General features: G+C 59.5%; 23 protein-coding genes. 12 read left to right on the top strand and 11 right to left on the bottom strand.

Going from position 1 to position 23,765, the window contains the following annotated elements; all coding sequences use genetic code 11:
* Nucleotides 1-32: 32 nt before the first annotated feature.
* Complete coding sequence (locus AC0V6U_RS02870) at nt 33-1,427, top strand: methyltransferase family protein (protein WP_472644724.1); 1,395 nt, start codon at nt 33-35, stop codon at nt 1,425-1,427.
* A 3-nt stretch (nt 1,428-1,430) separates the two neighbouring features.
* Here AC0V6U_RS02870 and AC0V6U_RS02875 read toward each other — a convergent pair whose 3' ends face one another.
* From AC0V6U_RS02875 to AC0V6U_RS02885, 3 genes are all read right to left on the bottom strand, one after another.
* Complete coding sequence (locus AC0V6U_RS02875) at nt 1,431-1,733, bottom strand: putative quinol monooxygenase (protein ID WP_472644725.1); 303 nt, start codon at nt 1,731-1,733, stop codon at nt 1,431-1,433.
* A 27-nt stretch (nt 1,734-1,760) separates the two neighbouring features.
* Nucleotides 1,761-3,134, bottom strand: coding sequence for a glutamate--cysteine ligase (locus AC0V6U_RS02880; protein WP_472644726.1), 1,374 nt, complete (start codon nt 3,132-3,134; stop codon nt 1,761-1,763).
* A gap of 63 nt (nt 3,135-3,197) precedes the next feature.
* Nucleotides 3,198-3,968 carry a 16S rRNA (uracil(1498)-N(3))-methyltransferase gene (locus AC0V6U_RS02885; protein ID WP_472644727.1) on the bottom strand — a complete coding sequence of 257 codons (771 nt, stop codon included), beginning with the start codon at nt 3,966-3,968 and terminating at the stop codon, nt 3,198-3,200.
* A 38-nt stretch (nt 3,969-4,006) separates the two neighbouring features.
* On the opposite strand from AC0V6U_RS02885, the gene ubiA reads away from it, so the two are divergent.
* Together ubiA and AC0V6U_RS02895 are read left to right on the top strand one after the other, a co-directional pair.
* Nucleotides 4,007-4,909 carry a 4-hydroxybenzoate octaprenyltransferase gene (gene ubiA, locus AC0V6U_RS02890; RefSeq protein WP_472644728.1) on the top strand — a complete coding sequence of 301 codons (903 nt, stop codon included), beginning with the start codon at nt 4,007-4,009 and terminating at the stop codon, nt 4,907-4,909.
* A gap of 12 nt (nt 4,910-4,921) precedes the next feature.
* Nucleotides 4,922-5,572, top strand: coding sequence for an SOS response-associated peptidase (locus AC0V6U_RS02895; RefSeq protein WP_472644729.1), 651 nt, complete (start codon nt 4,922-4,924; stop codon nt 5,570-5,572).
* Nucleotides 5,573-5,618: 46 nt separating this feature from the next.
* On the opposite strand, the gene AC0V6U_RS02900 is transcribed toward AC0V6U_RS02895, so the two are convergent.
* On the bottom strand, nt 5,619-6,014 hold the full coding sequence (locus tag AC0V6U_RS02900; RefSeq protein ID WP_472644730.1) for a VOC family protein: 396 nt from the start codon (nt 6,012-6,014) through the stop codon (nt 5,619-5,621).
* 156 nt (nt 6,015-6,170) lie between these two features.
* Between AC0V6U_RS02900 and soxR the strand changes: the two genes are divergently transcribed.
* Together soxR and AC0V6U_RS02910 are read left to right on the top strand one after the other, a co-directional pair.
* Nucleotides 6,171-6,638 (top strand): redox-sensitive transcriptional activator SoxR, encoded by a 468-nt coding sequence (soxR, locus tag AC0V6U_RS02905; RefSeq protein ID WP_472644731.1) that lies wholly within the window; start codon nt 6,171-6,173, stop codon nt 6,636-6,638.
* Nucleotides 6,639-6,715: 77 nt separating this feature from the next.
* Nucleotides 6,716-7,144: a hypothetical protein gene (locus AC0V6U_RS02910; RefSeq protein WP_472644732.1), complete on the top strand. Its 429-nt coding sequence runs from the start codon at nt 6,716-6,718 to the stop codon at nt 7,142-7,144.
* 100 nt (nt 7,145-7,244) lie between these two features.
* Here the strand turns inward: AC0V6U_RS02910 and AC0V6U_RS02915 are convergent, their stop codons facing one another.
* Nucleotides 7,245-7,772 carry a SixA phosphatase family protein gene (locus AC0V6U_RS02915; protein WP_472644733.1) on the bottom strand — a complete coding sequence of 176 codons (528 nt, stop codon included), beginning with the start codon at nt 7,770-7,772 and terminating at the stop codon, nt 7,245-7,247.
* Nucleotides 7,773-7,872: 100 nt separating this feature from the next.
* Entirely contained in the window at nt 7,873-10,548 is a 2,676-nt protein-coding gene (locus AC0V6U_RS02920; protein WP_486169364.1) for an ATP-dependent DNA helicase, read from the bottom strand.
* A 201-nt stretch (nt 10,549-10,749) separates the two neighbouring features.
* On the opposite strand from AC0V6U_RS02920, the gene AC0V6U_RS02925 reads away from it, so the two are divergent.
* The gene (locus AC0V6U_RS02925) at nt 10,750-11,241 is read left to right on the top strand and encodes a nuclear transport factor 2 family protein (RefSeq protein WP_472644735.1); all 492 of its coding nucleotides are present in this window, start codon (nt 10,750-10,752) and stop codon (nt 11,239-11,241) included.
* 41 nt (nt 11,242-11,282) lie between these two features.
* On the opposite strand, the gene AC0V6U_RS02930 is transcribed toward AC0V6U_RS02925, so the two are convergent.
* On the bottom strand, nt 11,283-12,383 hold the full coding sequence (locus tag AC0V6U_RS02930; protein ID WP_472644736.1) for a GGDEF domain-containing protein: 1,101 nt from the start codon (nt 12,381-12,383) through the stop codon (nt 11,283-11,285).
* Nucleotides 12,384-12,831: 448 nt separating this feature from the next.
* Between AC0V6U_RS02930 and AC0V6U_RS02935 the strand changes: the two genes are divergently transcribed.
* Nucleotides 12,832-14,439, top strand: coding sequence for a lysine--tRNA ligase (locus AC0V6U_RS02935; RefSeq protein WP_472644737.1), 1,608 nt, complete (start codon nt 12,832-12,834; stop codon nt 14,437-14,439).
* A gap of 26 nt (nt 14,440-14,465) precedes the next feature.
* On the opposite strand, the gene AC0V6U_RS02940 is transcribed toward AC0V6U_RS02935, so the two are convergent.
* Nucleotides 14,466-15,161 (bottom strand): 2OG-Fe(II) oxygenase, encoded by a 696-nt coding sequence (locus tag AC0V6U_RS02940; protein WP_472644738.1) that lies wholly within the window; start codon nt 15,159-15,161, stop codon nt 14,466-14,468.
* Between the two features lie 117 nt (nt 15,162-15,278).
* Nucleotides 15,279-16,340, bottom strand: coding sequence for an RcnB family protein (locus tag AC0V6U_RS02945; RefSeq protein WP_472644739.1), 1,062 nt, complete (start codon nt 16,338-16,340; stop codon nt 15,279-15,281).
* Nucleotides 16,341-16,507: 167 nt separating this feature from the next.
* Between AC0V6U_RS02945 and AC0V6U_RS02950 the strand changes: the two genes are divergently transcribed.
* Nucleotides 16,508-17,098 carry a pyridoxamine 5'-phosphate oxidase family protein gene (locus AC0V6U_RS02950; protein WP_472644740.1) on the top strand — a complete coding sequence of 197 codons (591 nt, stop codon included), beginning with the start codon at nt 16,508-16,510 and terminating at the stop codon, nt 17,096-17,098.
* Between the two features lie 3 nt (nt 17,099-17,101).
* On the opposite strand, the gene AC0V6U_RS02955 is transcribed toward AC0V6U_RS02950, so the two are convergent.
* Nucleotides 17,102-17,656 (bottom strand): hypothetical protein, encoded by a 555-nt coding sequence (locus AC0V6U_RS02955; protein WP_472644741.1) that lies wholly within the window; start codon nt 17,654-17,656, stop codon nt 17,102-17,104.
* A gap of 192 nt (nt 17,657-17,848) precedes the next feature.
* Complete coding sequence (gene ettA / locus AC0V6U_RS02960) at nt 17,849-19,522, bottom strand: energy-dependent translational throttle protein EttA (protein WP_472644742.1); 1,674 nt, start codon at nt 19,520-19,522, stop codon at nt 17,849-17,851.
* Nucleotides 19,523-20,286: 764 nt separating this feature from the next.
* Here ettA and AC0V6U_RS02965 point away from each other — a divergent pair.
* The 4 genes from AC0V6U_RS02965 (at nt 20,287) to AC0V6U_RS02980 (ending at nt 23,761) form a co-directional block, all read left to right on the top strand.
* Complete coding sequence (locus AC0V6U_RS02965; protein WP_472645689.1) at nt 20,287-20,913, top strand: GGDEF domain-containing protein; 627 nt, start codon at nt 20,287-20,289, stop codon at nt 20,911-20,913.
* A 133-nt stretch (nt 20,914-21,046) separates the two neighbouring features.
* Nucleotides 21,047-21,706, top strand: a complete 660-nt coding sequence (locus AC0V6U_RS02970; RefSeq protein ID WP_472644743.1) for a hypothetical protein — start codon at nt 21,047-21,049, stop codon at nt 21,704-21,706.
* Nucleotides 21,636-22,262: a GGDEF domain-containing protein gene (locus AC0V6U_RS02975; RefSeq protein ID WP_472644744.1), complete on the top strand. Its 627-nt coding sequence runs from the start codon at nt 21,636-21,638 to the stop codon at nt 22,260-22,262. The genes AC0V6U_RS02970 and AC0V6U_RS02975 overlap by 71 nt, the downstream gene beginning before the upstream one ends.
* Nucleotides 22,263-22,351: 89 nt before the next feature.
* On the top strand, nt 22,352-23,761 hold the full coding sequence (locus AC0V6U_RS02980; RefSeq protein WP_472644745.1) for a M20/M25/M40 family metallo-hydrolase: 1,410 nt from the start codon (nt 22,352-22,354) through the stop codon (nt 23,759-23,761).
* The last annotated feature ends 4 nt before the right edge of the window (nt 23,762-23,765 follow it).

Genomic DNA, 23,765 nt, shown 5'->3' on the forward strand with positions numbered 1-23,765 from the left:
TGTTAACCCATTCGCGCTAGGGCCGAGGCTCTATGAGTGCGACCGCGAACGATACCGGCGATAATGCCATGACGCAGGCCAAGGTTTTGCCTGCCAGCGACGTGTCTGCTGGCGTTGGTCTCGCGGGCCTGCTGGGCCTGTTCGTATGGTTGCTGTTCTGCCGCACTTACCCGATCACCGCTGAATTTCTAAACCTGCCTGGCCAGCGCGGCGTGCTGTCTGGGCCCTATGCCGCGCTGACGGCCATGCTGTTCACTGCCGGGCCAATGGCGATTTGGTCGGTGCTGGTCGACCGAGTGCATTTGCGCGCTTCAACCGGGCTCGATTGGTCGAGCAAACGTGCGGCCTCCGAAACCCTCGACGTGTCGATTGTAAAAATCGCTGGCCTGTGGGCGACCTGGGCTATTATCGGCGGGTTGTATTGCCTCGCGCGGTGGTATTGGAGCGGGCAGTATCTGTTCGCCATGGAAGTGCTGGCGTTCGCGGCTATCCCGCTGGTGGTGCTGTCTGTGCCTTATGTCATCTGGCTCGATCGCTATATGGTCAATCCGCGCGATGGCGCATGGCATTTTGGGGCGATGCTGATCGGGCGTGAGGCCTCCGACCTAGAGCAGGTCAAAAAGCATTGGCGCGCGTGGATTATCAAGGGCTTCTTCGGCGCCTTTATGATCTCTATTCTGCCCGGCGGCTGGGCGCAGATTGTCGAGGCGGATATCGCCGCGATTGTCAGCAATCCGGTTGAGCTGGGTCTGATCCTGATCGCCCTGCTGTTTGTGATCGACGTGCAGATTGGCACGGTCGGTTATCTCTTCACCATGCGGCCGCTCGATGCGCACATCCGCTCTGGCAATCCGTTTCTTGCGGGCTGGCTGGCGGCGCTGATCTGCTATCCGCCATTTGTGTGGGGCATTATCGGCAATGGTCAGGTGCTCAGTTACGAACACAATGTCGCGGGCTGGGGGCACTGGTTTGATGGCAATTCGGCGATGCTGTGGGCGTGGGCCGTATGGCTCGTCTTCCTCACCGGGGTTTATGCCTGGGCAACAGTCGCGTTCGGCATTCGCTTTTCCAACCTCACCTATCGCGGCGTGCTGACCAATGGGCCGTATCGCTTTACCCGGCACCCAGCCTATCTCAGCAAGAACCTGTTCTGGTGGTGCTCAGTCATGCCGTTTCTGGTCACCAATGGATCGATGACAGATGCGATCCGCAACACGTTTTTCCTGCTGGCAGTGAACGCGATTTATTACTGGCGCGCACGCACGGAAGAGGCGCATCTGCTGGCCGAGGATCCGAAATACCGCGAGTATTACGACTGGATGGAAGAGCACGGGGTCATCACCTCGCGCCTTGCACGGCTCAAGCGCTTTGCCCTTCGCCGCGGACGGCGCAGTGCGCAAGGCGCGGCGGCGGAACCCGCCGAATAGCCGCTAAATCAGCGAGCTGCCCTCGTCAGCCTGGTATTTCACCACTTCGCTGACTTTTACGTCGAGCGAGGCGATCGCTGCTTGAAACTCGGCCATATGCGGAGCTTGAAAATGGGCGGTGAGCGCTGCGTCATCTTGCCACTTTTCAACGATGTGCATCACGCTGGGGTCGAGGACATCGAGCGCATAGGTGTATTGGATGCAGCCTGCTTCCGCGTTTGATGCCGTTACCATTTTGGTGAAGGCCTCGCGCGCTGCGTCAATCGCGCCGTCTGCGACTGTGGCTTTACCGATGACTATCAGCATGATGAATTCCTTAGTTGAGGGGCAGCGTTAGAAGCTGTGTTCGTAGACGCGGGTGATGTCGCCTTTCCACTCGCCGTGATAGAGGTCGAGCAGGCGCTGAGCTGGCACTTTGCCGCTGGCGACGATTTCATCGAGCGTTTCGAGGAAGCCCGTTTCATTGTCGCCGCTGGAATTGAGCGCCGCGCGCGATTTGAGGCCTTGCCGCGCAATCGCCAGAACGTCGCGGCCCAGATCCTGCATCGTGCCCTTGCCGCCGGGCAGCGGGGTATCGAGCGCCAGCTTTGGCGCGCCATCGCGCAGTGCGGCGCGCTCTTCCATCGACCAGTCTTTGACCAGATCCCATGCGGCATCGAGGGCTCCCTGATCATACAGCAGGCCAACCCAGAACGCGGGCAGGGCGCAAATGCGGCTCCACGGGCCACCATCGGCGCCGCGCATTTCCAGGAAGCTCTTCAGGCGCACTTCTGGAAACGCGGTGGAGAGATGGTCCCACCAATCGCTTTGCGTCGGGCGTTCGCCGGGCAGCGCGGGCAGTTTGCCGTCCAGAAAATCGCGGAAGGATTGGCCCGCCGCATCGATATATTGGCCATCGCGGAACACGAAATACATCGGCACGTCGAGCATATATTCCGCCCAGCGCTCATAGCCAAAGCCATCCTCAAACACGAACGGCAGCATGCCAGTGCGATGCGGATCCGTGTCGGACCAGATATGGCTGCGATAGGAGAGATATCCGTTGGGCTTGCCCTCGGTGAATGGCGAGTTCGCAAACAGCGCCGTCGCCAGCGGTTGCAGCGCCAGTCCGGTGCGGAACTTCTGCGCCATATCGGCCTCTGACGAATAGTCGAGATTGACCTGAATGGTGCAGGTTCTCAGCATCATATCGAGGCCAAGATTGCCGACTTTCGGCATGTGCCGCATCATAATGCCATAACGGCCCTTGGGCATCACGGGCAGTTCTTCGCGGGTCTTGTCCGCCCACATGCCAAGGCCGAGGAACCCAACGCCGCAGCGCTCGCCCACTTGCTTGACTTGCTCAAGATGGCGGCCGGTTTCCGCGCAGGTCTGATGCAGATTGGTAAGGGGCGCGCCCGACAGTTCCAGCTGACCCGCAGGCTCCAGGCTGACCGCGCCATCCTCGCCCTTCAGCGCGATGACATTGCCATTTTCCTCAACCGGTTCCCAGCCATAGTCGCGCATTTCCATCAGCATGTCGCGGATGCCGCAGGGTTCGTCATAAGAGGGCGCGCGCAAATCATCGCGCTTGTAGACGAGCTTCTCGTGCTCGGTCCCGATCCGCCAATCGCCTTTAGGCTTTTCGCCGCCAAGCATTGGGGCAACCAATTGGTCGATGGATTCGATGATGGGGTCGTGATCCCCACTGGCCTCGCGCGTGCTCATGCAAGTTGCCTTAGAAAACCCAATTGCTGCTGGGAAGATAAAATTGAGTTTTGTGCAAGCAAGTCATTCTACGCCGTCCCAGTCACCGGCCTCCGCCATCCACACCGATAAAGCGGCAATTGCGGCGGTTTCTCCGCGCAAAATGCGCGGGCCCAGACTGATGGCTTTTGCCTGTGGGTGGGCGCGAATGGCCTCGCGCTCTGCATCGTCAAACCCGCCTTCCGGGCCGATTAAAATGGCCGCTGCGCCCTCGTGATAGACGAAGGCATCGGCCGCGAGTTCGCCGCCCATTTCATCAGCGAAAAACAGCGCGCGATCCGCGGGCCAATCGCGCAGCATCGCCTCCAGTTTCAGCGGAGCCTCCAATTCAGACAGGGCAGTGCGAGCGCATTGCTCCGCCGCCTCGATTGTGAGCGCCCGGGCACGGTCCAGGTTGAGCTTATCTGCGACGCAGCGACGCGTAATAACCGGCTGGATCCGCGCAGCCCCCAGCTCTGTCGCTTTCTCCAGCACCATGTCGAAGCGGTCTTTCTTGAGCAAAGCCGGACACAGCCACAGATCGGGCACGTCTTCGCGCGCCCTCAACTGCTCCGCCACCTCCAGCGTCACATCACGCTTGCCAGCATCCGCCACCCGCGCGGCCCATTCCCCGGTTAAATTGTCGCACAGGATCACCGCATCGCCCGCGCTAACGCGCATGACCCGGGCGAGGTAATGCCCCTGATTGCCGTCCAGCCTCAGCACCGCCCCGACAGAAAGCGCATCCTCGACAAAGAGGCGCGGGGCGCTGCGCGGGGGCCAGCTCGGCGTTTTTGGATCATGTGTTGCGGTCATGGCTTTGCACTAGTCGCGCTCGCCGCTAGTGAGCAAGTGTGAGTGAGAACATCGTCCCTGATAGTGAGCATCGAGGCCTGATTGCCCGCCTGCCGCAAGTGCCGCGTGATCTGGCGCAGCTGGCGCGTTTTGACCGGCCAATCGGCTGGTGGCTGCTGTTTTGGCCCTGCGTGTTTGGCGTTTGGCTGGCCGGGGCGGGGGCGCAATTTGCGCTGCTCGGCTGGATGCTGCTCGGCGCGATTGCGATGCGCGGCGCGGGCTGTGTCTACAATGATATCGTCGATGCTGATCTCGATAAGCAGGTTGAGCGCACGGCTCTACGGCCGGTGGCGAGCGGGCGCATTTCGAAAAAGGCGGCGTGGGCCTGGCTGATCGCGCTGTGTCTGGTCGGTCTTGTGGTGCTGCTGCAACTGAGGCTTGAGGCACAATTGGTCGCCTTGGCTAGCCTTGCTCTGGTGGCGGCCTATCCGTTTATGAAGCGGATCACGTGGTGGCCGCAAGCGTGGCTGGGCATGGTGTTTACTTGGGGGCTTCTGGTCGGCTGGATGAACCTGCGTTTTGACAATTGGGATATGCTGGCGGCCGTCTATGCGGGCTGCATAACTTGGGTCATCGGGTTCGATACGATCTATGCCCTGCAGGACCGGGAGGATGATGCGTTGGTCGGCATCCGCTCCTCGGCCTTGCGCATGGGCGCGAAAGTGAAGGGCGGGGTCGCAGGGTTCTACGCCGCGACCATCGCGCTGTGGGCGCTCGGGTTCTGGCTGTACCGGCCAGACTGGATTGCCTTGCTCGCTTTGGTGCCGGTCGCGCTCCATCTGCTGTGGCAGGTTTCCACCCTCGATCCCGAAGACCCTGAGAACCCGCTTGCCCGGTTTCGCTCGAACCGCTTGGCAGGCGCGCTGATGGCGGCGGCGTGCTTTGTGGCCGGCAATGCGTAAGGCACGCGGATAATGTGCAACCTCTACCGCATGACGAAGGGCAAGGATGAAGTCGCCAATTGGTTCGCCGCGATCGAAGCATTGGGCGGCGCGAATTTCGGCAGCGAAGTTTATCCCGGATATCCCGGCGCGGTTGTGGCCGAGGGCAAGCTCACCCAGATGAGCTGGGGCTTTCCATTGGTGATGAAGGGCAAGAGCGGCCAACCATTAAAGCCCAAGCCGGTGAACAACGCCCGCCAAGACAAGCTCAAAAGCTATTTCTGGCGGGCATCGTTTGAAGAGCGCCGCTGCCTGATCCCGGTCACCGCATGGGCCGAGGCGCAAGGGGCCAAGGGGGCGATGACGCGCACATGGATGTCGCTGCCCGATAGCGAGCTGTTCGCCTGTGCGGGCGTGTGGCGGCCCAGCGACGAGTGGGGCAATTGCTACTCCATGGTGATGACCGACAGCGCCGGGCCCGCCGCACAGGTGCACAGTCGGATGCCTGTGGTGCTGCGGCCCGAAGATTACAGCGTCTGGCTGTCCGGCTCTCCCGCAGAGGCTTTTGACCTTTGCCGGGCCTGGAACGGGGCGATCACCATCGACCACACGGATGAGAGCTGGACCCGCAAGGCTAGCGGCGCGGGCGCCGTCTCTAAGCCAGCGCAATCGAGCTTGTTCTGACGGTCAGTCGGTGGGCCGAACATCGGTTCGCGCAGCATCGGCTCGTTCATGACGCGGTCTCCGCTGCATAGCTGACCACTTCAAATTCGATCCCGTCCCAGTCGAAGAAATAGAAGCGTTTGCCCGGCTCATAATCATCATGGCCAAAGGGTTTGAGGCCTGCGCCCGCAACCACTTTTTCCGCCGCATCCAGGTCATCCACCAACAGTCCGACATGATTGAGCGGCTCTCCCTTGGAATAATCGCCGGTCACATGATCACCGGTGTAAAGCGCGAGATAGGTCTGGCCGTTTTCTGGATCGCCAACATGGATCGAGCGGCCATATTTTTGGCTGGGGCCGCGCCAGCGCTCTTGCCAGCCGAGCAATTGCTTGAACAATTCTGCGCTGCGTTTGGGATCAGTCACCGAGAGATTGGCGTGCTCAATTTGTCCTTTGGGCATGACTGCCTCCTGTTTGATTTGGGCCGATGTGCCCGTTTCTTTCGCGGGTGATGGGTGGGCCAACTGCGCCTTTGCAGTGGGATCCGAATCACCAGGCTTCACAATTCTGAAACCTCAAGTTAAGTTGAGGTCAAGCTATTTTTAAAAAGGATGATTATGGCCGGTCAAACAAGCGCGAAGACGCTGCGCAAAAGCGATCTGATCCCGATTGGTGAGATGGCGCGCCGCACCGGCCTGTCGGTGTCTGCGATCCGATTTTATGAAGAGCGCGGGCTGGTGGAGCCGATCCGGACCAGTGGCAATCAGCGGCGCTTCCTGCGCTCTGACATTCGCCGCTTGAGCTTCATTCTGATCGCTCAGCAATTGGGCTTGGCGCTCGGGGAGATTGAACATCAGCTCGCAAAATTGCCGCTGGGCCGCACACCAAACGCGCGCGATTGGAACGCGATAAGCAAGTCGATCCGCGCAGAGCTGGACGCGAAAATCGCTCAGCTAGAGCGGACGCGCGATACGCTCGATGGCTGTATTGGCTGCGGGTGTTTGAGCCTGAAGAAATGCGAGCTCTACAATCGCGGCGATCACTTGGCCGCGAAGGGGCCGGGGCCGCGTCAGGTGCTGGGTTAAAGGGCGAAAGTCCGCTAACGACCCACAATGTGACATTAGCTTCACGATCCCTTATAGGACAAGAGATCGAGAATCTGATGAAGCCGCTAATTGTCCTTCCGATACTAATAACCGCTCTCGGCGCAAGTGCTGCTGCCCAAGTATCTGAACAAGAGTGGCAACTAGATTATTCTCGCACCTGCACCTTCCCCCTTGAAGGAGACATAGGGCAACCAGAGAGTTGCGACCAGTTCTACAGATACTCGGCCCATCACGATGAGGAAGGTAGAAGGTTCACGATTTGGCAATACAAATGGGTAGGCAAAAAAGGTCGAGAAGTCGTTTATGCACCAGAGATAGGCGGATTTGGGGTAGGTATATTTACGATTGGTGTACTGTCTGACAATTTCTATCGAGGCGGTTCTTCTTTCGATCCAGCGGTCAGCCATTCAATACAAAGGAATCTGACTGTTATTGGTGTGCCAAATGACATTTATAAATTTACGGTTGAGGATGTTGGAAAGTAACTATTGCGACGAATTGCGACGCGCGTTCGCATTGCTTAAACCAAAGAAACGCCCAGAATATCTGCCGACGGTAACGTCCGTTCCCACACCCAAATACGTCCTAAAACTCCGGCCCGAGGTCCGGGTCGAGATCGCGCGGGCGGGCGAAATGGATGAGGGTTGCGCAGTGCTTTTTCAGGTCTGACCAGTCATCGATCGCGCATTCGAGCACGGCATAGGTCGCGGTTGGGAATTTCACCGAGGCTTCTTTGAACAGATCGTTCTCTCGTGCGGGCGAGACGAGGTCGAACAGCACTTCTTGCAGGCCGGGATTGTGGCCTGAGATCAGCACTTTGTCATGGGCGCCGCCATGTTCCTCGACCACTTCCAGAATGGTTTCAGAGCTGGCGAGATAGAGCCGGTCGTCAAACACAGGCTCCAGCGTGGGCAGCGAGACCTCGATCGTGCGCTTTACCCGCTCCGCCGGGCTGGCGATCAGGGCGTCCCATGCGATCCCGTGATCCTTGATATGCGCGCCGATCACGCCTGCGCCTTTGCGCCCGCGATCATTGAGCGTGCGGTCAAAATCACGCTTGGCCATGTCGTCCCAATCGGACTTTGCATGGCGGAGGAGCCCGAGCAGTTTCATGGGCTCCTCTCAACACGGCAATCACGGCTGTGTAAAGCAATTGCGCATCGCGAGCGGCCTGCTGCTTAGGAAATCTGTGCCTGCATTCGTATGCGGGGCGTTAGCCGAAGGGGATGTAGTCGTCGCCAATACCATCGGGCGCGGGGGAGGGCACCGCTTCGCTCGCGGTGTCGCCGCTGGGCGCGCCCGCTTTGATCCGCTCCAATGCCTCGTCCAGGGTCAGCCGCGTGACCGGCGTGCCTTCGGGAAAGGCGCTGAGCAGGCGGCTGGGGAAGGCGGCGGAGAGCACCACAAAATGGCCCGCGTCGTCCTTGCCGCGGATCAGCCGGCCAAACGCCTGAGCCAGGCGCGCGCGGATGATCCGGTCGTCATATTTGCTCCCTTGTCCGGCGGCGCGGCGGGCCTTGTGCAAGATATCGGGCCGCGGCCATGGCACTTGCTCCATCACCACGCATCTGAGCGAGCGTCCCGGAACATCGACGCCGTCGCGCAGGGCATCGGTGCCGAGCAGGCTGGCGCGCGGATCATCGCGAAAGATATCGACCAAAGTGCCGGTGTCGATCGGGTCAACGTGCTGAGCATAAATCGGCAGGCCTGCCCGCGCGAGCCGGTCGGCAATCCGGCCATGCACCGCGCGCATCCGGCGGATCGCGGTGAACAGGCCGAGCACGCCGCCATCCGACGCCTCGATCAGTTTTGAATATGCGCCTGCAAGGCCCGGCAAATCGCCTTTCTTAATGTCGGTGACGATCAAAACCTCGGCGCGGTTCGCGTAATCAAACGGGCTGGTCGCCGCCGACATCAGCGGCTCGCTCTCGATGTACTCCGCGCCAGAGCGGGCGATGGCGGGCGCCCATGCCTCGGTCTCGCTCGCCTCTTCACCGACCCGGTCGGTCAGCGTGGCGCTGGTGAGCATGACGCCGTGGGCAGGCTCCAGCACGGTCTTGGCAAAGGGCTTCATCGGGTCGAGCCAGCGGCGGTGAATGCCAATGTCAAACTCGCGCGCATCGCTGCGTTCGACTGACAGCCAATCGACGAATTCCGGGTCGGCTGGTCCGCCCAGCCGCTCCAGCAAAGCTGCCCATGCGCCAAGCAGATCAATCCGCCAGCTTAAGGAGAAGCGCGCGCCTTCGATCCGTTGCCGCCCCTGACCATCGAGCCAGTCCGGCGGGTCTGCCATGATCGCCTCTAAGCGGGTGCCGAGCTTGATCAGCGGGGTGCGAATATTCGCCAGCGCTTCGCCCGCGATCCCGGCGGCCTCGATCAATTCACCGGGCAGGCCCGATGCCTCAGTCTCGATGCCATATCCCGCATCAACCCCGCCGCTTTCATCGCGGGCATAGGTTGCCGAGCGCACCTGAGCGAGCAGCGCCTCCAGCGGGCCGGCGGGTTCGCTCTCATTGAGGCGCTGGAGCCAGCCATCGGCGGGCAGCAAGGTCGCCGCCTCCACCGCGTCTTCGATCGCGATGCCGCCCTCGTCATCATAGCTGGCGATATCGGCGAGGCGAGCAGACAGGCCGCGTCTGCGCCCGCGATTCTTGCGTTCGGGGCCCAGAATCCAGCGGCGCAGCTCAATCGCTTCTTGCCCGGACAAGACGGCGGCGAAGGTCGAATCAGCCGCCTCAAACACATGGTGCCCCTCGTCAAAGACGATGCGGGTGGGGCGCATGGCGTGATCGCGGCCACGCGCAGCGTTGACCATCACGAGCGCATGGTTGGCGATGACGAGATCGGCCTGCGCACTGTTGCGGCTGGCGCGCTCAATGAAGCATTTGCGGTAATGCGGGCACCCGGCATAAACGCACTCGCCGCGCTGATCGGTCAGGGCTGCAATCCCGCGTTTGCGAAATAAGGTGCCAAGCCAGCCGGGCAAATCGCCGCCGATCATATCGCCGTCTTGGCTAAACGCGGCCCAGCGCCCGACCAATTGCGCGAGGATCGCGGGGCGCCCGGAAAAGCCGCCTTGCAGCGCGTCCTCCAGATTGAGCAAGCAGAGGTAGTTCTCGCGGCCCTTGCGCACCACGACGGGCGGCGTTCCATCGGGGCGCTTTGCGGGCCATGCTCGCCGACTTTCGCTGCGCAATTGCCGCTGCAGGTTCTTGGTGAAGGTGGAGACCCAAACGGTGCCGCCTGCCGCGCCCGCCCATAGGGATGCGGGCGCGAGATAGCCCAGTGTCTTGCCGATACCGGTGCCCGCCTGCGCCAGCGCCAGATGCGGCACCTCGCGCTTGTCGCGCGGGGAGAAAATGCGCGCGGCGTCTTTTGCATAGGCCTGCTGTCCTTCGCGCTTTTCGGAGCCTTCGCCGGTCAGCTGATCGAGCTGTTGCAGCACTGCCTCTGGGGGCAGATCAACCTGGCGCGGCGGCGCTCGCTCGCCCGCTTCCTCCCACTCAGGCAGCTTTGCGAACAGCCATTTTTCCGCCTTTTGCGGGCGCGCGATATGCGGCTTGATCACGCCCGCCCATTGCCAGCGCAGCCGCTCCAGCGATTGCAGAACACTCCACGCGCCTTCGCGCTCAAACCACTCGGGATCCTCACAAGCGGCGATCAATGCGGCCCCGGCGGTCTGCAAGAATGCGGGCACATCCTCGTCCGCCGCTGGCTCTTCGATCTCCAAGGCCTGCGCCAGGCCGCGCGGCGTTGGCACGCAAAACCTAGCCGGATGCACGAAGGCGAACAATTCGAGCAGATCGAGTCCGGAGAGATCGGGATAGCCCAACCGGTTGGCGACCAACGGTGCGTTAAGGATCAGCACCGGCGTGTCAGCCGCAGCCATGATCGCATCGCCTTTTGACACGGCCCCTGTCTCACCCCCGGGCGAGCGCAGCCAATTGCCGGAATGGCTGGCGTGCAAGGCCGGTAGGCTAAGCGGGGTGGGAGCGTCGATGGTCACGGATCAGAGAAATGTCGGAGCGAGAACGAAAAGTAAACGATTGCGCGCCAACCTCGCACAGTTTCGGGGTTTCTGGAGGGAATTATGCGCAAATTTCTGGGATTGGCCGCAGCGGGTCTATTGATCACGGGTCCGGCCACATGGGCGCAATCAGCCGAAAATGATGGTGCGGATGCGCAGCCGAACGACACTGATAGCAGTGCGAGCACGGATGCAGCCAGCGACGCGGCTGCCGCCGCCGAAGCGGCCATGGCGGCGGATGCACGCGCCATTCAGGCGCATGTGAACGCGTACCGCACTGGCAATATCGATACATTTCTTGATAGCTTTACGCCTGACGCGATCGTGACGGTCAATGGCATAACGGCCCAAGGCCGCGCAGAGCTGCGCAAGCTGTATGCGCTCAATTTCCGGCCAGGTGCGCCCAAGCTGGAGATTATGGACAGCGGCATGAGCGGCCCGAATGTGTATCTCACCACGCGCTACCGCCTCGCGAATGGGGGTGAGCTGTGCTGCGGCTATTCAGAATACACCGTGCGCGATGGCAAAATCGCTCAGATCGCTGGCTCAATGTAATCGGCGTGTGGCGGGGTGGAGCCCCGCTGCACCGCTCGCCTCTAAGCCACCGCTTTCATAATCTGCAGGCCGCGTTCGTAGACCGCGCCAACCACTCGGTCGCGCCCGTCATTCTTCGCGCAATAGAGCGCTTGGTCGGCGCATTGCATGGCGTCCTGCACGCCGTCCTTGCCGACGCGCACATGGAAGCCGACGCTGGCGGTCACCTTTGCGCGCGAGAGATATCCCTCAAATTTGAGTTCTGATATGGCTTTGCGAGCGGACAGGGCGAGCGATGAGACACCGCGAGCGTGCTGCTCATCGATCAGTACAACGAACTCTTCGCCGCCGACCCGAAAGACATAGCCAAATCCGTCGAACAGGCTGCTCAATCGCTTGCCAACCGCGCGCAGCACATCATCGCCGCCATCATGGCCGAAGCGGTCATTGATCCTTTTGAAGTGATCAAGGTCGATCACCATCACCGCGCCGAACGAGCGGCGCCCGGCTTTATCGAGCGCAATCTTGCGATCTAGCTTGCGGCGATTTCCGAGCATGGTGAGCGGATCGATTTCGCCCTCTTCCATACGTCCGCGGACCATGTCGTATCCGATCGTCATGACCAGCACGATGCCCAGCGACATACCCATCAGCGCGCTGGCCGATTGGAAGATGAGATTGAGCCCTTCGTAAAAGGCGATCATTTCGTCCCGCGTCTCGCCAATCGGGTTGAGGCCAACCGCGATTGTCCGTCCCAAATAGGATAGCGCAGCGGCGAGAATCGTGAAGAACGCGATCACATCAACCAGTGATTTTTTGCGGTACTGCCATAGCTGCGGCAGGGCGGCGGCGATGATTGTTGCGCAGGCGCCCTGCACAAACACGCCGCGCAGCCAGTTCGGCGGCGTCCAGGCCATGCCGGGCATGACGTAAATTGCGGCGAATATCGTCAGCGCAATTGCGAAATTCGTAGTTTTGCGACCATGGCGCGAAAGGAACGCCTGGGTCATAATCAGCAGCGGCAGGTAATGGGTTGCGACCGCATACCAGCCGAGCCATTCGCTGCCCGTGGGATCGCGATAGCCATCGACCAAAATCGAGGTAAAGGCGACGAAAAAGCCCAAAGCCGCCCAGCGCGCAGAGACAATGCCGGCGCTCGGCAAAACCGATCACCGCCAGAGCCAGCGTGAACAACAAATACATCGCTGGGATCAGAATGAAGAATGCACTCGTGCCCGACATGGGGAAATACATAGGCCGGTTTGGTTGCGAAGATGCCTAGTTATCGTGGTAAATCAGAGGTTACTGCGGCAAAAGATGGGTTTGGATAGCAGCGCAATTTGTTGCCCTGTCCTACATCCGCCGATCGCTGTAGTTCTGCGCGCTGAGACCAGTCACTGCCTCTGCTGAGGCGGGGCGAAATTTCCTTGGAACAGCGCGAAACATGCAAAAGTCACACATTTTGAACGCACTTGGTCTGAAAGTGGCGTATTTTCATGTGCTTGCGCCAAAAGTCACACTTTTGGAATTCGCAAATGCGTTCCAAGCCGCGCGAGCCAAACTGCACAATCGCTTGCGTTGTCTGGCGCCATCCTCATATGCGGGCGTGCTATGACAGACACTGCACTTCAAGACGCCGCACGTTCCTCCAAGGCTTGGCCTTTTCAAGAGGCTCAGCGCCTCGCCAAACGGCTGCGGAATGGTAAACCGAACGGTGAGCCTGTGCTGTTTGAAACGGGCTATGGTCCATCGGGCTTGCCGCATATCGGCACATTCCAAGAGGTGCTACGCACCACCTTCGTGCGGCGCGCCTATGAAGCGCTGACCGGGCAGGCAACGCGGCTGGTCGCGTTCTCGGACGATATGGACGGCCTGCGCAAAGTGCCCGACAATCTGCCCAATCAGGCGATGCTGACCGAGAATCTGGGTAAGCCGCTGTCGCGCATTCCCGATCCGTTTGAGAAGTATGAGAGCTTTGCCCATCACAACAATGCGATGCTGCGCGCGTTTCTGGACCGGTTTGGGTTTGAGTATGAGTTTGTAGCCGCCTCTGATCGCTACAACAGCGGAGCGTTTGACGATGCGCTGAAGAACGTGCTCGCGCATAATCAGGACATTCTCGACATCATGTTGCCGACCTTGCGGGCAGAGCGGGCGGCGACCTATTCGCCGATCATGCCGATCAGCCCGACAACGGGCGCCGTGCTGCAAGTGCCGGTCAAAGTCGTCGATGCACAGGCGGGTATGATCCGCTTCACCGATGAAGACGGCAGCGTGATCGAACAAAGCGCGCTGGGCGGCAAAGCCAAGCTGCAATGGAAGGTCGACTTTGCGATGCGCTGGGTCGCGCAGGGCGTCGATTATGAGATGTACGGCAAGGACCTGACCGACACCGGCGTGCAGTCTGGCAAAATTGCGCGCGTGCTCGGCGGTAATAAGCCGGAAGGACTGATCTATGAGCTGTTCCTCGATGAGAATGGCGAGAAGATCTCCAAGTCCAAGGGCAATGGCCTGACGATTGAGCAATGGCTGGAATATGGGACGGAGGAGAGCCTCGGCTTCTACATCTTCCCCAATCCGAAGAGCGCCAAGCAGCTGCACGTTGGGGTGATCCCGCGCGCAGTCGATGACTATTGGCAGTTCCGCGAGCGTCTGGCCGAACAGCCGCTCGACAAGCAGCTGGGCAATCCGGCGTGGCACTTGCTGCGCGCGAATGAGAGCCTGGCGACGCCTGATGCGCCGGGAGCGGGCGACACGGTGCCGGTGACGTTCGGACTGCTGCTGAACCTTGCCAGCGTGCTAGGCGCAGAGGCGAGCGCGCAGAATGTCGCGGAATATCTCGAAAGCTATCTGGGTGAGCCTGTCGCAAATCCGGCGATTGATGCGATGATTGATGCGGCGGTTGCTTACACGCGCGACTTCATCGTTCCGACATTGAACAAGCGCGCGCCAACGGCAACTGAGGCGGAGGCCTTGCGGGCACTGGACGAGGCTTTGGCCGCAGCGGCTCCCGGCACCAGCGCAGAAGACCTCCAGACCAGTGTCTATGAGATCGGCAAGCGCGAGGAGCTTGGATTTGATAACCTACGCGATTGGTTCCGCGCTCTGTATGAGACACTGCTAGGCAGTGAGCAGGGGCCGCGCATGGGCAGCTTCATCGCGCTGTATGGAATTGAGAACAGCCGCAAGCTGATCGCAGAGGCCTTGGGGCGTAGTTGAAACGGCCATAGCCACCCAGTGGGTGGCTAGGCGCTCCACCAAAACGCCTTTCCTACTTCCAAGTGCGTGTGCGATACCATTTGGTGATGATGTACTTGGAGCCTTTGGTAACAGGGGTGCTTGGCGTGCATTGTCCCTTCATTGGGGCTGCCATCGGGCAGAGCGTTGTTCCACATCAGCAGCACGCCCGGCTTCGGCTCAATCTTGAGGCCTGCTTCGGTGAAGTGAGTCTCTCCTCCTTCCTCGACCGTGTTGAGGAACACCATCGAAGTCCAGCTGCGCTGTCCGCCGCGTTTGCGCTCGTTCTGCCAGTACTTCTCTGAGGTATAGAACCAGTCGTTATGCGGCTTGAACTGCTGGCCCTCCAGATAACGCTGGCCCTGGATCGCTTCGCCGATTTCCGGCTTCATGCCCATGAGATCGTCGATCCTGCGGCTGATGCTTTTGACGAAGCTGTCATAGGGATCAAGATCGCCGGAATAGGAGGTGCGAAAACCGCTGGCATAGTCCTGCTCATGCAGCGCCGATGGCCGGGCAATCATGTCGATCATCATGCACAGCCGGTCGCATTCCGCCTTTGTCAGGAAATCGCCGATAGCAAACAGTTCAAGTTTGTCGGTCTCAATCGGATAAACGCCGGGATCGGAGGCCAAGCGTTGGCGGACGCTTTCGCCCACACGCTTCAGGGCGTCTTGGTCGGGAATGGTTCTGGCTAAGGTCATTGCTTTACTCGTTCGTGAAACGGCTATTTGCCAGCCAATGCCGCACAAGAAAACCCCCGCTGGCATTGCTGCGAGCGGGGGCTTTGAAAGCGGCAGAAAGTCTGCTGTGTCAGGCGATCACCAAAAGATGTCGTAGATCACATCGACCACTTCACCGGTGTAGGTATCGACCAGAACCGCATCATCATAATAGCGGACCCAGCGATACGGACCGTAGACCTCTGGCAGGCGATAGCGCCATGGATCGTTGATGTAGTACCGCGACGAGAAGAACAGGCTGTCGAGGTAAAAACCGATGCTCAGGCGGCTATAGCGATAGCTGCGATAGGGCGAGTAATACCGGCCTAGGCGGAAGATGCTGCGATTGGCGCGTCTGTGGTTGTACCAATTGTAGCGATTGTGCTTGCGCCATTGGCGGTTCCACCGGCGGTGATCACGAACTCCAGCGCGGTAGCCGTTGCGATAGCCGCGGCGTTCGTTGCGATAACCGCGCCGACCATCACGGTAGCCATCACGCCGTCCGTCCCTGTAGCCTCTGCGGCCGTCGCGGTAGCCACGGCGATTGTCGCGATACTCGCGGCGCTGATCACGGCGCTCTGCCCGGCGGCCATCGCGCCGACCGTCACGATACGCTCCGCGGCGATCGGCTCTGCGATCAGCCCGGCGGTCAGCACGTTGATCCGCTCTGCGTTCGGTGCGGCGCTCTGCGCGGCGATCCTGCCTGCGTTCGGCCCGGCGTTCACCGCGTCTTTCAGCGCGACGCTCTCCGCGTCTTTCTGCTCGGCGCTCGTTGCGAGCCCTTGCAGGGGCTTCACGAGCCTGGCGTTGAGTCTGGCGGAACTCGCGGTTGTCGGTGCGGACTTCACGCCGTGCTTCCCGGCGCTCGCCGCGTTGCTCACCGCGTGCCTCTTGGCGATTGCCTCGTCGTTCGCCGCGCGCTTCTTGGCGGTTGCCGCGACGCTCACTTCTGGATTGCTGCCTGTTGGCGCGTCGTTCACCGCGAGCTTGGCCGCGGTTTGCGCGGCGCTCACTGCGCTGGTTTTGGCGAGCCTGCATCTGCTCCCCGCGATTTTCAAAGCCTCGGCTTTGCGCTTCGGCTTCAGCGGGTTGGGCGGTCATAGCCATCGCTACGGCGAGGGCGGAAAGCGCGCTACCTTTGAGCAGTTTTGTCAGGTACATAAATGCCTCCTTGGTCGCCGTTCCACCACCTACGGCTGCGTTGATATGCCCTCTTATACGGACGAGTCGCTGTATCGTAACTTAACCACTTGTTTAGGGCTACGTTCATGTTAGAAGCTATGAACATGAATGCAGCAAGGGATTGACCTCGCGCACAATTCCCCCAAATGCAGCGCATGTTTGAAACGCTCGATGACGTCCGCAATGACCTGAAACGCCAATTGGTGAGAGCGGCCAAGGATCGCAGGCATGCGATGCACACGCCTTGCGTTGTGACTAGCGATGTCGACGCGCGCACGATGGTGCTGCGCGAATTTGATGGCGATGCTTGGACGCTGAGGTTTCACACTGACAATCGCGCGCCAAAAGTGGCCGCGATCGAGGCGGATCCGCGCATGGCTGTTTTGCTCTATGATAAAGGCGCCAAGATACAGGTTCGGCTACGCGGGACAGGGCGCATCGTTCGCGAAGGCGAAGTGGTCGACCGCGCATGGGCGAGCAGCATCAACTTTGCCAAGCGTTGTTACCTCGGGGAGGGACCGGGCGCTGCCTCCGAGGAATCCACCAGCGGCCTGCCGCCTGAATTTGAAGGCGTGGAGCCGACCGATGAGCAAGTGATCCCTGCGCGGCCTAACTTCGCAGTGCTGTTGTTCGACATTGCCGAAGCCGATTGGCTCTACCTTGCCCACACCGGCCATCAGCGCGCACAGTTTGCACGCTCCGGCGATCAGTGGGAAAGCGGCTGGATCTCGCCTTAGGTCTTACGCCTCTGGCGCGGACCACTCGACGAGTTTCAGCTTGCCCAGTTTGGCGCGGGCTAGACCAGCATCGCGCTGTTCCTCGAACTCGACCGAGCCCTGCAGCGCGCCCATCGCGATCTTTGCATCCAGCAACACGCATTCGCCCGCTGCGACGTTCAAGGTATAGGTCTTAGCCGTGCCCTTTGTCTGGCTGGCCATTTGCGCGAGCACGCTGTGTTCGCCCGGCTCCACTTCCGCCTTGACGAAGCGGCCCGTGCGAAATTGTGCCGTCATGGCGTCATCAATGGTGATGTTCATGCCTTGCTGTCCGGCGATAAACGCATCGCGCATGACATAAATCGCCCCTTTGCCGTCCGCTGCTGTGAATTGCTTGGCCGCCGATGTGGCCGCCTCGTCCGCTTCCGTGCCGCCTTTGTTTTTGAGCAACACGAACACGACATAGCCAATCACAGGGATCAGCATCAACGCGCCGAAGGCGGGATACATGAACCCGATAACGAGGCCGATCACGACCGCGCCAGCGATCAAAGCGATATTGCGAGTGGACAAATTCATGATTGGGCGACCCTTCTGTAAACTAGGGAAAGTCCCTTAGCGTGTGTGTAGATTGGAAGCGAGGGGGATTGTACGGACCCGCTAATCTGGGCACCCCGCTTTCTTCAGGCAGAGCGAACAACGAGAGTTGCCCGGACCCCGGATCAAGTCCGGGGTGACGGCGCGCGTTGATAGCTTATGTCGGAATGCAGCCTACCTAGTCAGCTTCTTATACGCCAACCTCGTAGGCCGATCCGCCGCGTCACCCAGGCGGCGGCGTTTGTCTTCTTCGTAGGATTCAAAGTTTCCTTCGAACCATTCGACATGGGAATTGCCTTCGAACGCCAAAATGTGCGTCGCGAGGCGATCTAGGAAGAAGCGGTCGTGCGAGATCACCACGGCGCAGCCAGCGAAGTTCTCGATGGCTTCTTCAAGCGCGCCCAATGTCTCAACATCGAGATCGTTGGTTGGCTCATCGAGCAGCAGCACGTTGCCGCCTTGCTTCAGCATTTTCGCCATGTGCACGCGGTTGCGCTCCCCACCGGATAACTTGCCGACGTTCTTTTGCTGGTCGCTGCCTTTGAAGTTGAACGCGCCGACATAGGCGCGGGTTGAGGTGTCGTGACCATTGACCTGCATGTAATCGAGCCCGTCCGAGATTTCTTCCCAGACATTGTTGGTCGGGGTCAGGTCATCGCGCGACTGGTCGACATAGCCGAGATGCACTGTGTCGCCGATTTCGATTGATCCGGTGTCCGGTGTTTCCTGGCCGGTGATCATTCTGAACAGCGTGGATTTACCCGCGCCGTTCGGGCCGATCACGCCGACAATGCCGCCCGGCGGTAGCATGAACGACAGGTTTTCGAACAATAGCTTATCGCCGTAAGCCTTCGAGATATTCTTCGCCTCGATCACCTTGCCGCCGAGCCGTTCTGGCACTTGAATAACGATCTGCGCCTTGCCCGGTTTGCGGTCGCCTTGGGCGTCCTGCAATTGCTCAAATTTGCGCACACGGGCCTTTGATTTGGTCTGGCGCGCGGCTGGGGTTTGCTTGATCCATTCGAGCTCGCGGCTGAGTGCTTTCTGGCGGCCCGATTCCTCGCGGCTTTCCTGCTCCAGACGTTTCGCCTTCTTCTCCAGATAGGTCGAATAATTGCCTTCGTATGGGTAGTAGGATGCGCGGTCGAGCTCCAGGATCCACTCAACGACATTGTCGAGGAAGTAGCGATCGTGCGTGATCATCAGCACGGCGCCAGCATATTCTTTGAGGTGGTTTTCCAGCCATTCGACCGATTCAGCATCGAGGTGGTTGGTTGGCTCGTCGAGCAGCAGGATGCCAGGCTTCTGGATCAGCAGCCGAGTGAGAGCGACGCGGCGTTTCTCACCGCCGGACAGATTGGTGACCGGGCTGTCTGATGGCGGACAGCGCAGGGCTTCCATCGCGATCTCCAGCTGATTGTCGAGGGTCCAGCCGTCGACCGCATCGATCTTCTCTTGCAGCTCAGACATTTGCTCACCCAGAGCTTCGAAGTCTGCATCAGGCTCAGCCATCTCAGCAGAGATTGCGTTGAAGCGTTCGACCATGGCGGCGGTTTCGCCAGCGCCTTCGCGAACGTTTTCGAGCACGGTCTTGCTCTCATCGAGCTGCGGTTCCTGCGGCAAATAGCCGACCGTGATGTTCTCACCCGCCCAGGCTTCACCAGTGATGTCGGCATCGATGCCCGCCATGATCTTCATCAGGGTCGATTTGCCCGCGCCATTTGGACCAACAATGCCGATCTTAGCGCCTTGATAGAACTGAAGATTGATATTGCTCAGAACCGGCTTTTGAGCGCCGGGGAAGGTCTTGGTCATGTTTTTCATGACATAGGCATATTGCGCGGCCATCGGGCGTTTCCTTTGGGTGTGGTGATTGCTTTTGTTAAGATCTCAGGGGCCAGATAGTCGCGCTGGAGATGAGGGGCAAGCATCGGGTGGGCGGTTACATTCGTAGCTTGGATTAAGAGGTCATTACGAAAATTCTAGTATGGCTGAGGCTCGTAAGAAAAGTTAGAGCATGCAAATTCAGATTCTGACATTCATTATACCGATCATCGCGTTGATTTTCAACGTGATTTTCTTTGTTTTCTGGTGGGGTGACAAAAGCTAAGCGCTATGTTCTTGCCTATTCCGCTTGTTTTGGTTCGATGGCTCTCGGTGTGCTTATCAACATCTGGATCATCGGGTCTTTTGGCGCGATGGGGATCATTTCATACCACGTATTTTCGATGGCGGGAGTGCTGGCGCTTATGTGGGGAACGGCCGCCCGCAATGGGCAGAAAGCGCCACTTCTCGTCTCTGCGGCGACTGTAGTAATCACTTGCGTAGTTTTGTGGGCCGCTATGGAGGCTGGCTCCCAAGACGCAGCCCGACAAGCGCAAAATACCAATTCTGCGTTGCTCATCGCGATAATCGCGATCAATCTTTGGCATACATCGGGCTGGCATTGGAGCGATCGCTCACTGATTTGGGTCTTGGTTGCGCTGTCAGGGTTTGGGTTCTTGCGCCCTTTCCTAACAATGTTGTCTGACTATATTTTCGGTACAGGAGAGGCTGCCGCAGCCCTGCTTACCTCACTGCATGTGCTGATACTTGCAGTTTTGCTCACACTCATGGCGCTCAGCCTGATCGCAACGATCGCTTTTGATGATGTCCGCGAGAGGAAACACGAGGCAGCGATAGATTCTCTTTCTGGCTTGCGCGCTCGCGGAGCGTTCGAAACGGAAGCGAAGCTCATGATCGATCGGGCGAACGCTCGAAACAAACCGCTTAGTCTCATTGTGGCCGATATTGACCACTTCAAGGCCGTGAACGATGCCTTTGGCCATCTTGCTGGCGACCGCGTGATCCAAGCATTTGGAAGGCAAATTGAAGCTTTGGTGCGCAGGGGAGATGTTGCTGGCCGGATTGGCGGCGAGGAGTTTTGCGCTTTAATATGGGATTGCACGCTCGATGATGCGGCGCATTTGGCCGAACGCATTCGTCAGGCCTCGGCCCGCCAAGGTCGGTCAGAAGGCGACGAAATCAGTCCTTACACTGTCAGCTTTGGCGTGGCGGAGTGGCGCAGCGCAGATACTTACAAGGCCGTGTTCGAACGCGCCGACAGCGCCCTGTACCGGGCAAAAGATGCGGGCCGCAATAAGGTCTTTACTGAGAGTGGCGCTTTCCAAGATGGCGGCGGTTCGGTTGTGCCCTTCGCATCGCGCATGGCTCAGAGACATGGGCTTGGCGCTGGCTAGCCGCCAACATTTGTAGGCCTGCACGAATAAGTAATTGACTAAGACAAATAGAAATTTTGTTGCTTAGTGGGTTCCCTAAAGTCTGTGTTAACCATATTGACCTAACCCGGGCGAACGGGGGTCGTACGGGTCTATGCAAACGCAAATTCTTGGATTGGTGACACCAATGATGGCGCTGTTCTTCGCAGCGACATTTTTTGTGCTGTGGAAAGCAGGGCGCATGAAGCGCCATGTGCTCGGCTTCGGCATTGCCTTTGCCCTGTCGGCGGTTGGCTTTCTGATCACCCACTTCATGCCAGCGGACGCATTCTACCTCTTCCACGCAACCCAAGTCTTTTACTCCCTCAGCTCGGCAATCTTGCTGGCATCGGTGTGTGAGCGCGTGGGCCAGAAGTTGCATCTCGGCAGCATTGCGGTCGTTTACGTTATCACAGCTTTGACGCTGGCCGTGTCGGTCAGTTTCTCCAACGATGTCGGCCCGCGGCTGATTATCGTGAACATGGGTTACGGCGTGATGTTCGCCATGGGTGTGACGACTCTGCTAACGGCCCGCCGCCGCGATATGATCGACTTGCTGATCATTCTGGTGATGGCATTCCAAGCTGCCGACTTCCTTGTCAGGCCAACCCTGACCCTGCTGTTCGAACGGAGCATTCCGGCAGAGGCTTACCGCGATTCTGATCTATTACTCCCTGATTGGGTTGGTCCTGGCGGTGAAGGGCATGAGCAGCGCATTGGTACTGATCGGTGCGAGCATTGCCGAATGGACCAAGGCTCTGCGCGAAAGCAGTGAGCGGGACGCTCTTACTGGCCTGCGCAATCGAGGCTCGTTTGAGCAATCGATCCGAGGTTTGCTGCCGCGCGCACAGACCGAAGGCCGACCACTCAGTCTGGTCGTCGCGGATATTGACCACTTTAAGCAGGTGAACGACTTTTGGGGTCATCAGGCTGGTGATCTGGCTATTGCTGGCTTTGGCGAGATCATCGGTAAAATGGTCCGAGCATGTGACACCTCAGGCCGGATCGGCGGCGAGGAGTTTTGCATCGCGGCCTGGAACTGCGAGAATGAACCAGCGGAGCGTTTGGCTGAGCGGATCAGATGGGCGTTCACCCGGCTGGAGCATGCCGATCTCAACGAAGATATTCGCCTGACAGCCAGCTTTGGCGTCGCCACCGCGCGTGAGGGTGAGACCTATGAGAGCCTGTTCGCACGGGCCGATGCTGCTCTCTACCGCGCGAAATCCAATGGCCGTAATCGCGTCGAAAATGCTGAACGCACCCCGCAGGATGAAGAGAACTCTGCTCCAAGACCAAAGCTGGTCGAAGTGAAACAAGCTGCTTCAAGCTAATTCAGCCTTACATGCGCGACTCTTAAGCGTTCAACGAATGCTGATCACACGCTGGACTTGGTCCGCGCGGCTCGATAGCAGCGACAACCATGAAATATGCACTCCTCGCGCTAACCGCGCTCTCCGCCGCTTCCCTCTCTGTCACCGCTAACGCTGCGCCCGGTCTATCGGAGCTCGCCGAGGTCGCGTTGGAGCGTGATGAAATCGCATGGGATTTTGTCGAAGGAGTGACCACAGAGATCGGCCCGAGGCAGGCCGGAACCGAGGCCGAGACACGCGGACGCGTGTGGGCCATGGCATGGCTTAAGAAGCACGGCTTTCAAAATGTCGCTGACGAACCCTTTGAAATGGACACCTGGGTGCCCGGGGATATCGCCCGCGCTTCGGTGACTGGGCCGTTCCCGCAAGACCTTGTGGTCCAGCCACTGGGCAATAGCGCAGCGACGCCAGAAGGCGGGATTGAGGCGGAAGTGGTCTTCTTCGCCAATGCAGAGGCCGTTCGCGCCGCGCCAGAGGGAAGCCTTGAGGGTAAGATCGCCTATATCAGCCACCAGATGCGCCGCGCACAGGACGGCTCGCACTATGGCTTTGCTGGCCCAACGCGCTGGGTCGGACCCGGCCTCGCCGCGAGCAAGGGCGCGATTGGCGTCGTGATCAAATCGGTCGGCACTGACCATCACCGCAATCCGCACACCGGCGGCACCAATTTTCCGGAAGGGGTTGATCCAATCCCAGCCGGCGCGCTGTCTCTGCCGGATGCAGAGAATCTGGAGCGGATGTTCAATCGCCCGCGCTCGGAGTCAATCACGCTCAAGCTGGAAATGAACCCGGAGCGTATTGGCACCACGATGAGCGGCAATGTCGTTGGCGAATTTGTTGGCCGTAACCCCGACCTGCCGCCCGTATTGCTGGCGTGCCATTTGGACAGCTGGTGGAATGCGCCGGGCGCTTTTGACGATGGGGCGGGCTGCGGGATTATCGCCGCCGCCGCGATCAATGTCGCGCGCACTGGCAATCAACTGCGCACAGTCCGTGTGCTGTTCGCAGGCGCGGAGGAAGTTGGGCTGTGGGGCTCTCGCGCTTACAGTGCAGCTCACATTGATGAGCCGATTGGCGTAGGCCTCGAAAGCGATTTTGGCGCTGACCGAATCTGGCGTTTTGAGAGCAATTTCCGCGAAACCAATCCTGACCTTCATGCAAAGCTGGCAGCAGCGGTTGAACCGTTTGGCGTGGCCAACTCGACCATCGTGGCGCGGGGCGGGGCAGACCTTAACATCTCGCGCGATCAAAACGGTGCGATCATTGATCTGCAGCAAGACGGGACGCGCTATTTTGACCTGCACCACACGCCGGATGACACGCTCGACAAAATCGACATCGTCCAATTGCGCCAGAATGTCGCGGTGTGGACGATGGTTGCGGGGATCCTCGCGCGCGAAGAGCGTTCGATCAAAACCGGCGGGCCAGTGCCCAGCGCCCCTGCGGTTATGGAAGAGTAAAAGG

The sequence above is a fragment of the Erythrobacter sp. W36 genome (genome assembly GCF_057364935.1).

Coding starts and splice junctions, on each gene's coding strand:
- AC0V6U_RS02870 (WP_472644724.1), top strand. CDS start 33: ATGAGTGCGACCGCGAACGATACCGGCGATAATGCCATGACGCAGGCC.
- AC0V6U_RS02875 (WP_472644725.1), bottom strand. CDS start 1,733: ATGCTGATAGTCATCGGTAAAGCCACAGTCGCAGACGGCGCGATTGAC.
- AC0V6U_RS02880 (WP_472644726.1), bottom strand. CDS start 3,134: ATGAGCACGCGCGAGGCCAGTGGGGATCACGACCCCATCATCGAATCC.
- AC0V6U_RS02885 (WP_472644727.1), bottom strand. CDS start 3,968: ATGACCGCAACACATGATCCAAAAACGCCGAGCTGGCCCCCGCGCAGC.
- AC0V6U_RS02895 (WP_472644729.1), top strand. CDS start 4,922: ATGTGCAACCTCTACCGCATGACGAAGGGCAAGGATGAAGTCGCCAAT.
- AC0V6U_RS02900 (WP_472644730.1), bottom strand. CDS start 6,014: ATGCCCAAAGGACAAATTGAGCACGCCAATCTCTCGGTGACTGATCCC.
- soxR (WP_472644731.1), top strand. CDS start 6,171: ATGGCCGGTCAAACAAGCGCGAAGACGCTGCGCAAAAGCGATCTGATC.
- AC0V6U_RS02910 (WP_472644732.1), top strand. CDS start 6,716: ATGAAGCCGCTAATTGTCCTTCCGATACTAATAACCGCTCTCGGCGCA.
- AC0V6U_RS02915 (WP_472644733.1), bottom strand. CDS start 7,772: ATGAAACTGCTCGGGCTCCTCCGCCATGCAAAGTCCGATTGGGACGAC.
- AC0V6U_RS02920 (WP_486169364.1), bottom strand. CDS start 10,548: ATGGCTGCGGCTGACACGCCGGTGCTGATCCTTAACGCACCGTTGGTC.
- AC0V6U_RS02925 (WP_472644735.1), top strand. CDS start 10,750: ATGCGCAAATTTCTGGGATTGGCCGCAGCGGGTCTATTGATCACGGGT.
- AC0V6U_RS02935 (WP_472644737.1), top strand. CDS start 12,832: ATGACAGACACTGCACTTCAAGACGCCGCACGTTCCTCCAAGGCTTGG.
- AC0V6U_RS02940 (WP_472644738.1), bottom strand. CDS start 15,161: ATGACCTTAGCCAGAACCATTCCCGACCAAGACGCCCTGAAGCGTGTG.
- AC0V6U_RS02945 (WP_472644739.1), bottom strand. CDS start 16,340: ATGTACCTGACAAAACTGCTCAAAGGTAGCGCGCTTTCCGCCCTCGCC.
- AC0V6U_RS02950 (WP_472644740.1), top strand. CDS start 16,508: ATGCAGCGCATGTTTGAAACGCTCGATGACGTCCGCAATGACCTGAAA.
- AC0V6U_RS02955 (WP_472644741.1), bottom strand. CDS start 17,656: ATGAATTTGTCCACTCGCAATATCGCTTTGATCGCTGGCGCGGTCGTG.
- ettA (WP_472644742.1), bottom strand. CDS start 19,522: ATGGCCGCGCAATATGCCTATGTCATGAAAAACATGACCAAGACCTTC.
- AC0V6U_RS02965 (WP_472645689.1), top strand. CDS start 20,287: ATGGCGCTCAGCCTGATCGCAACGATCGCTTTTGATGATGTCCGCGAG.
- AC0V6U_RS02970 (WP_472644743.1), top strand. CDS start 21,047: ATGCAAACGCAAATTCTTGGATTGGTGACACCAATGATGGCGCTGTTC.
- AC0V6U_RS02975 (WP_472644744.1), top strand. CDS start 21,636: ATGAGCAGCGCATTGGTACTGATCGGTGCGAGCATTGCCGAATGGACC.
- AC0V6U_RS02980 (WP_472644745.1), top strand. CDS start 22,352: ATGAAATATGCACTCCTCGCGCTAACCGCGCTCTCCGCCGCTTCCCTC.